11 protein-coding genes are annotated in these 12,135 nt (G+C 47.7%); 6 read left to right on the top strand and 5 right to left on the bottom strand.

Going from position 1 to position 12,135, the window contains the following annotated elements:
- Nucleotides 1-159: 159 nt before the first annotated feature.
- Nucleotides 160-885 (bottom strand): sulfite exporter TauE/SafE family protein, encoded by a 726-nt coding sequence (locus AYW76_RS03675; protein ID WP_082866087.1) that lies wholly within the window; start codon nt 883-885, stop codon nt 160-162.
- Nucleotides 886-994: 109 nt separating this feature from the next.
- Here AYW76_RS03675 and AYW76_RS03670 point away from each other — a divergent pair, with 109 nt between their 5' ends.
- Nucleotides 995-1,903, top strand: coding sequence for a LysR family transcriptional regulator (locus AYW76_RS03670; RefSeq protein ID WP_067215911.1), 909 nt, complete (start codon nt 995-997; stop codon nt 1,901-1,903).
- Here the strand turns inward: AYW76_RS03670 and AYW76_RS03665 are convergent.
- Nucleotides 1,900-2,739 carry a LysR family transcriptional regulator gene (locus AYW76_RS03665; RefSeq protein ID WP_067216112.1) on the bottom strand — a complete coding sequence of 280 codons (840 nt, stop codon included), beginning with the start codon at nt 2,737-2,739 and terminating at the stop codon, nt 1,900-1,902. The genes AYW76_RS03670 and AYW76_RS03665 overlap by 4 nt on opposite strands.
- 117 nt (nt 2,740-2,856) lie before the next feature.
- Between AYW76_RS03665 and AYW76_RS03660 the strand changes: the two genes are divergently transcribed.
- A complete protein-coding gene (locus AYW76_RS03660) occupies nt 2,857-3,510 on the top strand; it encodes a glutathione S-transferase family protein (RefSeq protein ID WP_067215908.1) in 654 nt (217 codons plus the stop codon).
- 39 nt (nt 3,511-3,549) lie between these two features.
- On the opposite strand, the gene AYW76_RS03655 is transcribed toward AYW76_RS03660, so the two are convergent.
- Nucleotides 3,550-4,848, bottom strand: coding sequence for an NAD(P)/FAD-dependent oxidoreductase (locus tag AYW76_RS03655; protein WP_067215906.1), 1,299 nt, complete (start codon nt 4,846-4,848; stop codon nt 3,550-3,552).
- Nucleotides 4,849-4,889: 41 nt separating this feature from the next.
- Nucleotides 4,890-5,840: a bifunctional Delta(1)-pyrroline-2-carboxylate/Delta(1)-piperideine-2-carboxylate reductase gene (gene lhpI / locus AYW76_RS03650; RefSeq protein WP_067215903.1), complete on the bottom strand. Its 951-nt coding sequence runs from the start codon at nt 5,838-5,840 to the stop codon at nt 4,890-4,892.
- A 161-nt stretch (nt 5,841-6,001) separates the two neighbouring features.
- On the opposite strand from lhpI, the gene AYW76_RS03645 reads away from it, so the two are divergent.
- The 3 genes from AYW76_RS03645 to AYW76_RS03635 all read left to right on the top strand — a co-directional run bounded on the left by AYW76_RS03645 (nt 6,002) and on the right by AYW76_RS03635 (nt 8,581).
- The gene (locus AYW76_RS03645) at nt 6,002-6,805 is read left to right on the top strand and encodes an AraC family transcriptional regulator (protein WP_067215901.1); all 804 of its coding nucleotides are present in this window, start codon (nt 6,002-6,004) and stop codon (nt 6,803-6,805) included.
- Nucleotides 6,806-6,956: 151 nt separating this feature from the next.
- Complete coding sequence (locus AYW76_RS03640) at nt 6,957-7,415, top strand: hypothetical protein (protein WP_067215898.1); 459 nt, start codon at nt 6,957-6,959, stop codon at nt 7,413-7,415.
- Nucleotides 7,416-7,507: 92 nt separating this feature from the next.
- Nucleotides 7,508-8,581 (top strand): hypothetical protein, encoded by a 1,074-nt coding sequence (locus AYW76_RS03635; protein WP_067215894.1) that lies wholly within the window; start codon nt 7,508-7,510, stop codon nt 8,579-8,581.
- Nucleotides 8,582-8,645: 64 nt separating this feature from the next.
- Here the strand turns inward: AYW76_RS03635 and AYW76_RS03630 are convergent, their stop codons facing one another.
- On the bottom strand, nt 8,646-9,989 hold the full coding sequence (locus tag AYW76_RS03630) for an aldose 1-epimerase family protein (protein WP_231872541.1): 1,344 nt from the start codon (nt 9,987-9,989) through the stop codon (nt 8,646-8,648).
- Between the two features lie 144 nt (nt 9,990-10,133).
- Between AYW76_RS03630 and AYW76_RS03625 the strand changes: the two genes are divergently transcribed.
- Nucleotides 10,134-12,110, top strand: a complete 1,977-nt coding sequence (locus AYW76_RS03625; protein WP_231872540.1) for a methyl-accepting chemotaxis protein — start codon at nt 10,134-10,136, stop codon at nt 12,108-12,110.
- Nucleotides 12,111-12,135 lie beyond the last annotated feature (25 nt).

The following is a 12,135-nucleotide window of genomic DNA, read 5'->3' as shown; positions in this document are numbered from 1 at the left end:
TGGCCTAGACAAAACTAAGGTGATGGCAAGATCTTGGAATACCTGCATGATAATCGTTCTTAAAAAAATAAAGAGATTAGAGGATGTTGCAAGCATTACGACTTTACAAGTGGTAATGCTTGATAGAATCTTGAAGGTCGGAAAATCACTAAGTGGCTTTCAGGAAAAGAACATTAACTTCATAGCCGCGATGCACGACATAAGACGGATTAGCCATTTAAAGTGTGCCGGTGTCACATGTTTTAAAAAGTGGTAGCCGATCAACGCACCGATTAACAAACCTGGTAGGGCATACGCACCGATGGTTAAGCTTTCTTGGGTTAGCAGTCCGAGACCTAGATACATCGGCAGCTTGATGACATCGATGATCAGAAAGGCCCAAGCACGAGTGCTGACGTAGCTGTCTTTGCTAAGCTTTTGCTCCATTAAGAATAAGCTGAATAAAGGTCCTGCGGCATTTGCAACCATCGTAACCAATCCACCTGCTAGCCCCATAAAATAGGCCGTTATGGGCTTTTGCATAAAGTTACTCGGCCGTGCATCCAAGTAAAGCCCTAAAAGTATCATTGAAATAATGATCACACCGAGGAGTGTGACAAACTGATCTGCGTTTAAGTCGGCGAGTAGGTAAGAACCGATAAGCAGCCCTATGAAAGCCAGCGGTAAAAAGCGTGCCAGTACCCGCCATGAGATATTCTTGCGGTAGCTGCAAGCCGCCATCACGTCAGTAATAATATATAAAGGCAATAAAGCCCCGAGTGCTTCAGGACCAGGAAAGGCAATCATGACGATCGGCAATATGATTAGCCCCATTCCCCCTACGGAAAACTTTGAAAAGCCGGTTACTATGCCAGCCATAAACATCACCACAAATGCGGTTGTCACGATAGTCCTCCTTGGTTATAAGTGTGTTGCTTGATGAGCGATAGAATAACGGCAATAATGAATTAAAAATAATTTCGTTTTTTGATTGTAATGAAAGGAAATTTTTATCATGAAGCTGGATCAACTCAGGGCTTTTATTGCGGTGGTTGAAATGGGCAGCTTTCGTGCTGCTGCCGAGGCGATTCATAAAACCCAGCCGAGTATCAGTGCTGCCGTCAAAGCCTTGGAAGGGCAGTATGGTATCCAGCTATTGGATCGTGATAGCTATCGTCCAACACTCACAGCAGAGGGCAAAGCCTTCTTTAAGCAGAGTAAAAAGCTGTTGCTACAAGTAAATCAATTAGAGCACCTGGGGCACCACTTAGCTCAAGGAACTGAACAGCAGCCGCTGCGCTTATGCATCAGTCAGATGAGTTTGACAGAACACATTGTTGGGCTGCTTAAGGCATTTGATGCCGAACATCCACACATTGCGGTTGAACTGACGACCGATCACTTAAACGGCGTACAAGAGCATCTGGTCAAAGAGAAATCCGACATTGCCATTGGTCCCAGCTATGGTCTTGATGATCGGCATATCTTTGTTGAGGTGGGCAAGTTGGAAATGACCTGCGTCGTGCATCCCGATCTGCTGCCTACACTGCAGGCTGGCTCACAAAAAGTGAAGCAACAAGCCTTGTATTCCTTACCGCAAATCTTAGCCAGTCGCTCAGCGGAAGAACAGGAGCATCGTTTTGTCTTACCAACGGGTCGACGCTGGCACGTGAACGATTTCCAAGTCAAGAAAACCTTGGTACAAGCGGGCATGGGCTGGGCACGTATGCCCCATTACATGATCAAGGACTCTCTAGAGGAAGGGCGCTTGGTACGCATGGATGTGGAAAACTTCAGCTCCCACAGCCAGTTTCCGCTGTTTATGGTTCGTCTTAGAAATCAGACCTTGAGTCCTGAGGCCAATGCGTTTTGGCGCTTTATCAAACGCTACTTAAAAACACCTACCTCAGACAACGGAGACTAAGCGGTTGCTTGGAAGCGTTGACTGATTTTAGCCGCTAAATGACTACCAAAAGCTGGATGTGGCACCGGTGCAACTGCCAATACAATGTCCACTGACGGCAACGGAGGTAGGCTGGTGTCACGGCTAATGGTTAATCCAGGAGACACGCTGGAGACCGCCATAGCGCTGATGCCAATGCCGCGGCGTAATAAGCTTTTAATCGCTGTGGCGCTCGACGAACTGGCGACTAAGGTATAGGGACGGCCTTGTTTTTCCATGCCGTCAATGGCCGCGCTGTGGAATTTGCAGTCCGGCTCATACAGGACTAAGGGCAAACTCTCGTTTTCCAAACTCTTCCCGCCATGCACCCAGACCCCTTTATCATGCTTCAGTAGGTAGCCTTCTTCCGCATGAGGGGCGCGCGTTAAAATCGCCACATCGACCTTACCTTGATCCAGCATAAGGCGTAACTGGGAGCTGCAATCGCAGATAATGGTTAAGGTTTGCTGGAGCAAATGCTCGCGCATTAAAGCGACCACATCCGGCAGCACGGATTCCGCATAATCATCTGGGCAACCTAATACCAGCGGTCGATGATGTACCGTGTGCTTAAAGTGGCTCATGGCTTCGTCGTGCAAGGAAAGAATTCGTCGAGCATAGCTCACCAGCTCTTGCCCTCGCTCCGTTAAGGCAACATTGCGTCCTTCCTTGGTAAACAGTGATTGCCCCGTGGCCTCTTCGAGCTTTTTCATCTGCATACTGATGGCACTTTGGGAACGATAGGTTTGTTTGGCAGCACGGGTAAAGCTCCCCGTATCGACAAAGGCTAGAAAGCTGCGCAACGCATCAATATCCATGGCACCATCCATTCATTAGCAAAACGAAAGTAATCCATTAAAACTATTCGTTAGTCATATAAATATCAAGGGCGCACAATGAAAGCACTTCTAACCACTCGCTAAGGAACTGCTTACATGAAACTGATCATTGCCAACAAAAACTACTCCTCTTGGTCACTGCGCGGCTGGCTGGCGCTAAAAGCCTTCGACGTGCCGTTTGAAGAAGTGAAGCTCACCCTGTTTACGGATGACTTTTACCAACAATTAGCACTTTATTCACCAGTCAAAAAAGTGCCTGTGTTGGTCGACGATGGCATTAATGTGTGGGATTCATTAGCGATTGCAGAATACATCAATGAAGCCTACTTGGCTGGCAAAGGTTGGCCTATCGATCGTGCGGCTCGTGCGGTAGCTCGTTCAACGGTGGCCGAAATGCATTGTGGTTACACAGCTTTGCGTAATGCCATGCCGATGAACTGTCGCGCCCGTCGTCGAGTCGATATCAATGACGCCATCGCTAAAGACATCGCCAACATTGATGCCATCTGGGGTGAGCAGCGCCTACGCTACGAGTCACAAGGCGACTACTTATTCGGTGAATTCAGTATGGCTGACGCCTTCTTTGCGCCGGTAGTATTTCGTTTTATGACGTACGGCGTAGAGCTATCTGAGTCGGCCAAAGCGTATCAGCAAACCATGCTTAACCACCCCGCGATGCAAGAATGGTTGGAAGACGCGCTAACTGAAACCGACATCATCGAAGAAGACGAAGCAGGCGAATCGGTATAACGGATAGTCGCTCAGCCTTTGACCTGTTCATGTTAAGCATTAAAAACGATCTACTTTAAATGCATTTAATGACAGCAGCGTTGGCTCATTCTGTATTTTTTGCAGCAACAACTCTGCGGTGATAGCCGCTTGCGTGATGCCAAGGTGCTGATGCCCAAAAGCAAAACTTAAGCGTGAAAACGTAGGGTGTTGGTCAATCACAGGCAGCGAGTCAGGTAAGGTCGGGCGGTGCCCCATCCACTCTGTGGGCGCCTCTTTGCCTTTGCTATACGCCTCGGGTAGAAGTGCTTTGGTGTGCTTATTGAGCACGGCATAGCGCTTCTTAATTGGAGCCAATGATGTACCTCCGATTTCACTCATGCCAACCACACGTAAACCAGAGTCTAACGGCGACATAACAAAGCGGCGATCAGCAGATAAGACCATGTGGTTTAGATGTTGTTGATTCTTCTCTGGGAAGGTTAATTGATAGCCGCGCTCTGCTTCCAGCGGCACAGTTATGCCCACTTGTTTTAGCAGTTCTGTACTCCAAGCGCCTGCGCACACCGTAACGTGGTCAAACGGATAGGCTTTTTGATCTTCAAGATAGATCTGAATGGCCTTATGATGAGCCTCGAGTCCCATCACTTTTTGCTGGAAAAACTGGCCGCCTCGTTCGATGAAGGTGTTATAAAGTGTTTGGCAAACGGCATAGGGATCACTTAAGCGATAAGCATCTGGGAAGAACACCGCATGACTTAATTGCTGTGATAACTCCGGCTCTAAATCAGCAAGACGTTGCCCTTCGACATATTCGCAGGTGAGGCCAAAAGTGGCCATCCGTTCAATCAAAGCGTGAGCGTCTGCTTTTTTTTCAGGGTTTTCCCATACGACTAAATTGCCTACTTTGATGATCTGATCGGTGGCATCGATATCCGTAAGAAGCCGTTGCCATGATGAGACAGAAAGTTGGTTCAGTGCAGAGAGAGCCTGTGTGCCTTGTTGCGCATTGGCGGTATTCGACGCGGCAAGAAACTTTGCATACCAAGGAATCGAATTGCGTAGATATTTCCACGGTACACAGACAGGTCCATCAGGGTCGAGGCATAGCTTAGGGGCACTTCGAACCGATTCGGGCGTTGCTAATGGGTCGATTAACTCTGTCGCGAGATAGCCTGCATTGCCATAAGAGGCTGCAGTCCCGGGCTCATTGCTGTCTAGTAAGGTGACGGCATAGCCTTGGCGAAGTGCTTCCAATGCGACACACAGTCCTACAACGCCAGCCCCCACGACCGCGAAACTGGGTTTACCGGTCGTGTTTGCAGGAATAATGCTGGAATCCAATAATGTGCGGTTCATGGGGCTCTCCTGATGGTGCGTCGATTAAGTCAGTCAATTAATTAAGAAGCGTTATAAGCCAATATAGCAGCAGCCAAATCTTCACGTGAGTCGCCAACAGATTTGAACAAGGTAATCGCCTTATCTGGATCCGCTAATTGCGCTCGGCCTTTATGTTCAGCCCCGCAAAGCTCTGTTAGTTCCGCACAAATATCCTCTTCTGAGAAGGCGCCTTCTTTGATAGGGATGATTAAGTCGCCTGTCTCGGCTAAAGCGCCGGCACGCGTATCAACAAAGACATTCGCTGCTTGCATGGCTTGGTTATCGACTTCACGCATGGTAGGCGTAAAGCTGCCAACGAGGTCTACGTGCGTACCTGGGCGTAACCAGCGCCCTTGAATAACCGGTTCTTTTGCCATCGTAGCACAGCTGATTAGGTCTACTTCGCCAGCAATGCGAGGTAAGTCGGCTTGCACGCAAGCATGCGCATCAATGCCTTGCGCGACAAGCTCTTTGGCAAACGCCTGCGCCATGTCTTCATTGCGATCCCAGATCCATACGGTTTCAATAGCACGCACACTCATATGAGCAGGCACTAAGAAATGTCCCATGCGTCCAGCCCCAACCATTAGCATGGAACGAGTGTCCGAGCGTGAGAGGTAAGATGATGCCAAGGCTGACGCCGCTGCGGTGCGTCGTGCGGTGATAATATTGCCATCCATTTGCGCTAAGGTTTCACCGGTTGTACCACTGCTTAACGTATATAAACTGGTGAGCCCTGGTAAACCTTTGGCATTGTTACCCGGAAACACACTGACTTGCTTAACGCCTAAATACTGACCTTCAATCCATGCGGGCATCAGTAGTAGAGTGGCTTGAGGCTCATCTGGAACATCCATAAAGTGATGATGGCGTACTGGAGAGTGAACATCGGTGGTAAAGATAGTACGCAAAGCATCAATCATGGCTGGCCAAGTAAGGCGCTGGGTAAGGGTTTCGGCCGATAAGTACATTATGAATCCTTATTGCAGGGAGAGGAGATGGTCTACGCTTTATCCTAGACCTTGCCACACGTAAGAGTTAACCAAAACTCTGCTATAGTTGACCAAGGCTATCTATAACAACTGAGAGTTGCTATATAGAGACGGTTAGAGTGAAGGGTAGCTAAGGCCTTATGCAAGAGAACAAGCAAAGTAGCTTGCGTCGAAATAGGATCGCAACGCAGCAAGGTGAGCATATACATGACTATTCTCAGGTCTTGATTGGCTGGCAGGGAATCATGACGTGTGAACTCAGCTCCGCGGCTCTTGATTTATCTCGTGGCCGTTTTGCCATGGCGCCAGAAGTGCTTCCTCATTTGTACCAAGGTCATTCGTCAGACTGCGAGATATTGGTCATAGACCTGGTGCCGAGTGATCCAGTCATGCGCTACATTGAAGAAAGCGCTGGGGTGTCTGTTCCCGAACTTTTCCAGCAGTCGTCTCGTTTTGCTCTGTTACCTGCCACTGCTATGCCGTGCGTTGAGTTTGCAGCAACACAGTTACTGGGTCTTTCTAAAGTTGCAAAACAAAGGCTGACGACGCAAATGTTGCCTATGTTGCTGATGCAGATAGCCGACGCAGTGATTGAGCAAGATGTGCTTTGGCATAAAATAAGCCATTCGCGGTTAGATATTGCGGAACTCCAACGTTTGATTGACCTGTCACCGGAGCAAAATTTTAGTAATGCATGGTTAGCTCAGTATTTTAATATGAGTGAAAGTCATTTCTACACGGTGTGCCAGTCTTTGCTGGGTATGAGCCCTCAAAAATACGTATTGCAACGTAAATTGACCGAAGCGCAGCGTTTATTACAAACCACTAAAATTCCGGTTGCTATTCTGTCTGATCGCTTTGGCTTTTCTTGTCCATCGGCCTTTTCACGGGCTTATCGTAAGACGATGGGGCAATCTCCCGCACAAACTCGGCGCACTCGTTAGTTGCTTAGTGGGTTGACTAATTCGTTACTGGACTGAAAAAGAGCGATACACTACTCACTTTGAGGAAGGGTTAAGGTATTTCTGTAGTAACACTGGATTGTATTAAAATGAGCCCGTAAAGTGTAAAGAAATTCATTTAAGGAAGTGCCTCATGAGCGCAAATATTCAGAAGTTTTTTGCAAAATTCTTAGCCACACTGTTTTTCATACTGGCTGTTCTGGTTTGTGGTAGCAGTCTCATTACAGGGTTCACTCAATTTACGGGTGGAGAAGAACTGACACAGGTCCTAATTAAAATCATTAATTCGAACATTATCGCGATCGCGGTGTTTGAGTTAGCCATGGTGATTAATAAAGAGTATGGCAATAAGAATGAACACGATGTGATCGTCATGATGCGACGTACCCTGCCTCGCTTTATCAGTACGGTGTGTGTGGCGCTGTCCTTAGAAGGTTTGATTATGGTGATCAAATACAGCCAAGCAGATATGGCCGGTAATTTGTATTACCCTGTTGCGATTGTCGTCAGCGCCGCCTTCTTGCTGATCGCGCTCGGCTTGTTTTTACACTTTGTTCCAAAAGACTCAGTGGGTGAAAATAAGCAAAAATAGTATTACAGAAACTGTTATTAGTATAATTGGTTATTAAATAAACATGTTTGGCGGCCGTTAACCTGAAATTAACCACTCAGGGAGGCCGTCACATGGCAGAGAGTCAGCTATCCTTTCAATCGCGCTACGCGCATCAAACTTCAACGTTTAGCGGTCAACGGCGTACTCGAATCGAGCAAGAGCCGGACACCAATACAAACGCTCAACGCCCCGCCGCCTTTGCTCAGGCACAGTTTTCCGAACGAATTACCCGGCAGCAAGAGGTTGCCTTCAGTTCACAGGTACAACAAGAGCTGGAGGTCGAAGACGAAGCCACAAAAAGTATCAGCATTATTGAACAGCGGTTTTCGAAAATGCTGACATTGCTGGAGCGTATGTTTGGTGTTGAGATTAGCCTGTTTGATGAACGTGACTTTCAAAAGGCTTCAGAGGCGCAGCAATCCGTCGCGCAACCGCCAGAAAGTGCTCGTCAAAGCGATGAGGGAACGGGTGGACGCCGTCAAGTGATTGAAGCCATTCAAGAGTATCGCTATGTGACAGAAACGGAATCCAGCTCTGTGGCGATACAGGGCAAGCTAGAACTGAACGATGGACGCAAATTGGATGTTGATTTTCGACTGGACATGTCACGTTCAAAGGTGGAGGAATATTACGGCCAAATAACGTTATCAAGTCGTACAGTCGATCCATTAGTAGTGAATTTAAACGGTAACGTGGCACAGTTGACCAATCAGCGTACGTCGTTTGACATTGATGGCGACGGCGAAAAAGAGCAGATAGCGTTCGCGACCGGTGATTCTGCTTTTCTTGCCGTGGATAAAAACGGCAATGGCCGCATTGATGACGGTAACGAACTGTTTGGCCCTCGCTCAGGTAGCGGCTTTGCAGACTTAGCCAAGTATGACGATAACCAAGATGGCTTGATCGACGAGTTGGATGATATTTGGCAAGAGTTAGTGCTGGTGCAGCGCGACGAATCGGGTAATGAGTCGCTGCTTTCCTTAAAAGATGTTGGTATCAGCGCCTTTGTATTAGAACGCACCAGTTCGCTGTTTAGCTTGTTTGACGAGCAAGGAGAGCAAACCGGTGTCGTTCGCGAAACTGGTTTATATGTGCGGGATGATGGCTCGATAGATAGCCTGCAGCACGTGGATTTAGTGGTTTAATGGTCAATTGATCAGATCGAAGATGGCAGGGCATAGAATATTTGTCCTGCCACTTATTCAACTCTTAAAGTGCTACTAAAGGATTATTGCTGACAAGTGTCGGTGTTAGTTGCAGAGCATCGATTCTTGCCACACTGGCATCCACTGACTCACTGTCTGTTAGCAGGCCAAAGCGTACTTTGAAGACCTTACTGGCTTTTCCTTTAATCGTTGGCACGAGTCCTAAATTCCACTGATGCTTGCGGTTGTAGGCGAAGGATGTTCCAGGCTCGATACCGACTACATAGCCTTGCTCGACGGTGTCTGTATTTTTCCATAAGGTCAAAACGGGGAGTGTGTTTTGCGCCCAGCTGACTTCAATCGCGGCGTCGCCTGCGGCGTTTTTCATTAGAGCATGGCTCATGCCTTCTTCATCAGCGATGGGCAGTACGTTGAACACCATCTCGTCGAAATTTTCTGTTGGTGCTGACAGTTGACCCCATTCATGTACGCCATTGACCGCATAGTCGTTGAAAGGCGAAATTTGCGTGGCGGCGACATGTAATGAAGCCCCTTCCTCAAGCAATGGCGCGCCGAAATTATTATGGTAAATCGCCTGATAGGTATTATCGTAATTCGAGAGGTTGGTAAGCGTATCTTGAATGTGGATGTAGGGCTCATCAGGTGTCAGAGAAAGCTCAGTGTGCACTTCAAAGTTGGTGAACTTAAAACGCTTTTCGTCTACTCGTCCTGATAACGTAACGCGATAAGGTGGGAATTGCTCAACGGTAAGAACGACTTCATCGGCCGGTGTATTTTGGATACGGCCATGAAGTGTCAGCATGTCGCCATTGTCTTCTCCAGGGTGTCCGGCCCATTGATAGCCACAGCGAACCAGCATTTCATTAAAGCCATCGAGCCATCCAAGTCCGCCGGACGCTTCTTGATTGATAAAGCTTGGGTGTACTACTTCAGTAATGGGAGAGTCCCAGCCATAACGCAGTTCACCCCGAGACGCATCTAAAATGGCCATAGCGCGCGTTGGTATGACTCTTAGTACTTTGTCACCCACAGTTAGGGTGATGAGCTTAGAGCCTTGCTGCTTACCGCCACGTAGGGTCTGTAACTTACATTCAATGGCAATGTCGCTAGGAAGCCCCATATCTTCGGCGGTTAAGTGTGCCGAACTTAGATCAATGTTGTGATCGTGACTTAGAAACGTAAAACGAAACTCGGAGGACTGAGACATAACGACTCCCTTGTAGGTGGTGACGTCACTATATCGAGTTGCCGCGGTGCTGTAAAAGCGAAACCGATGGTCTACGCTTAAAGTGTGATCTGGGACTTGCCCCAAAGAATACTGTGGATGCCAGCTTGACTGGTACTGCGGTGTGCTGGCGTGCAACGGACGCTCTGTGTTCGTTTGCACGCCTTTTAATTTTCCTGCCTTATTTATATCTCATTTTGTGCAAACTGTGCTATGAATTAAAGAGTCCTGCTGTTGTTAGGTGAAAGCCTTACTGATGGCCCCTTTTAAAATACTAAGAGTACTGATACGTCTATGAAGTCAGCCATGATGATTCGCCAGAAAGTGGTATTGGGGTTAGCCGTTATTTTTGTGTTAGCCATTGCTATGATTTATATGGTGGTAGAAGGAAAAGTTAAGACGGATCTGATAGCAGAGCGCCAAGCTCAAATACAAGTTAACCAGCGTGGAGTAGTCGCGTTACTCGGTGCTAAATTAGACGAAGTACAGTTGATGACCAGCTCGCTCGCTTTAGCAGCGGCGCAATTACCAAAAGACGCAGCACTTTTTAAACAGGTATTCCCTCCTCTGATTGATAATCATGGTGATGATAGTATTGCGGGGGGCGGTATCTGGCCGGAGCCTAATGCGTTTACCCAAGGTGTTGAGCGTCGTAGCTTTTTTTGGGCGCGTTCTGGGTCAGGTATCGAATTACTGGAAGACTATAATGATCCGGCAGGTTCGGGATACCACAATGAGGGTTGGTATAGCGTTGGGCGTAATGCGCCGATTGATCGTTGTAGCTGGTCGGAAGCCTATACCGACCCAGTGTCTAAAGTGCCCATGGTGACGTGTACCGTTCCTATCAAGGAGCAAGGGAAATTTACCGGTGTCGCGACAGTCGATATGTTGCTGGGTGGTATCACGCAGGTACTAGAAGATTATGGGTCTCAGAGCGAAGGGTATGTTTTTGCTTTGGATGCTCAAGGTCAAATGCTCAGCTTCCCTAAGTCGGCCGCAAAAATTGTTAAAGCCGATGACTCAATGGTGACTGCGAAAGAATTAGCGAGCCAACTACCTTGGTTGGCACCGGCTTTGAATGCGGCACGTAATAACTCTGAAACTATGATGGCGTTGTCAAGAGATGAGATTTTGGGGCAGTCTGCTTTCGTTGATATTATCAAAGAGCCAAAAACGGGTTGGACGATTGGTTTGGTCGTTCCTAAAGGCGTTATGACCGAAGTCGCTGACAGTATGAGTTGGTTTCTAATGATCGCATTAGGCGGTTTATTGATCGTTGTTAGTGGGATCACGCTAATGTTCTTCCGTAGGTTATTAGCTCGTATCGAACAGACGACGGAGCAGATTAACGGCTTGGTGTCTGGCAATACCTCACAAGCGCTTCAGATTCTTCATGGTGATGAGATTGGCGCATTGCGGACATCGGTGAATGCGTATGGCGATAAATTGAAGGCCTTACTTGCGAGTATCCACGCTGAATCAAGTAAGTTGGTGAGTGATGCCGGAAGACTGAAAAATTTCAGTAATGAATTTTTGAGTAAGGCCAATAGCCTTAGTGACGAGAACCATACTTTGGCGGCGGCGACCGAGCAATTTGGCGCCACATCCTCGGACGTTGCGATGTATTCCAATGAAACCAAATCGACAGTCGAACGAATTCATGTGGAAGTTCGCACCAGCGGCGATGAGATGTCAGGTGTGATCAATACCATGCGAGTATTGTCGAAAACCATGGACAGTGCTCAGCAGAAAATCTTACAACTGGACGAAGACAGTCGCAAAGCTCACAGCATGTTGAGTGTTATTCGGGATATTGCTGAGCAAACCAACCTGCTGGCATTAAATGCAGCCATTGAGGCGGCTCGTGCCGGTGAGACTGGTCGCGGTTTTGCGGTCGTTGCGGATGAAGTTCGAAATCTAGCGGCTAAGAGTGAAAGTTCTGCAGTAGAGATTGAGCGTGTATTAAACCGTTTGCAAGATGCTTCGAAAGACTCCGTTAGCTCGATGTCACAGGGCCTTTCTGAAACGGAGAAAGCGGTGACCAGTGCGGAATCTACCGCCAGTCATTTGCAGGAAGTCGTGAGTTCATTCTCTTTGATTACCGATCAAGCAACACAGATATCGGTTGCGGCAAATGAGCAGCAAAAAGTCTCGAATGATTTGACCCAATTTGTATCGCGCTTGCAGGCATTAACCAGCAGCAATGCAGATGATTCCAGTCATTTAAGTCACATGAGTGAAGAAATTGACGCGATCGCTAAGCGTTTGAACGAGCTACGTTAAAACGAAAAGTTCCAGTGATTATTTC

Origin of the sequence: Marinomonas gallaica (assembly GCF_001639745.1) — a bacterium.
Lineage (GTDB): Bacteria > Pseudomonadota > Gammaproteobacteria > Pseudomonadales > Marinomonadaceae > Marinomonas > Marinomonas gallaica.
Note: the sequence above shows the minus strand (reverse complement) of the source record. Positions and strands in the feature narration are given on the sequence as shown.

Excerpts from the sequence above, each read along its gene's own strand:
- lhpI (WP_067215903.1), bottom strand. The coding sequence starts at position 5,840 with ATGTACTTATCGGCCGAAACCCTTACCCAGCGCCTTACTTGGCCAGCC.
- AYW76_RS03660 (WP_067215908.1), top strand. The coding sequence starts at position 2,857 with ATGAAACTGATCATTGCCAACAAAAACTACTCCTCTTGGTCACTGCGC.
- AYW76_RS03655 (WP_067215906.1), bottom strand. The coding sequence starts at position 4,848 with ATGAACCGCACATTATTGGATTCCAGCATTATTCCTGCAAACACGACC.
- AYW76_RS03635 (WP_067215894.1), top strand. The coding sequence starts at position 7,508 with ATGGCAGAGAGTCAGCTATCCTTTCAATCGCGCTACGCGCATCAAACT.
- AYW76_RS03665 (WP_067216112.1), bottom strand. The coding sequence starts at position 2,739 with ATGGATATTGATGCGTTGCGCAGCTTTCTAGCCTTTGTCGATACGGGG.
- AYW76_RS03640 (WP_067215898.1), top strand. The coding sequence starts at position 6,957 with ATGAGCGCAAATATTCAGAAGTTTTTTGCAAAATTCTTAGCCACACTG.
- AYW76_RS03670 (WP_067215911.1), top strand. The coding sequence starts at position 995 with ATGAAGCTGGATCAACTCAGGGCTTTTATTGCGGTGGTTGAAATGGGC.
- AYW76_RS03645 (WP_067215901.1), top strand. The coding sequence starts at position 6,002 with ATGCAAGAGAACAAGCAAAGTAGCTTGCGTCGAAATAGGATCGCAACG.
- AYW76_RS03625 (WP_231872540.1), top strand. The coding sequence starts at position 10,134 with ATGATGATTCGCCAGAAAGTGGTATTGGGGTTAGCCGTTATTTTTGTG.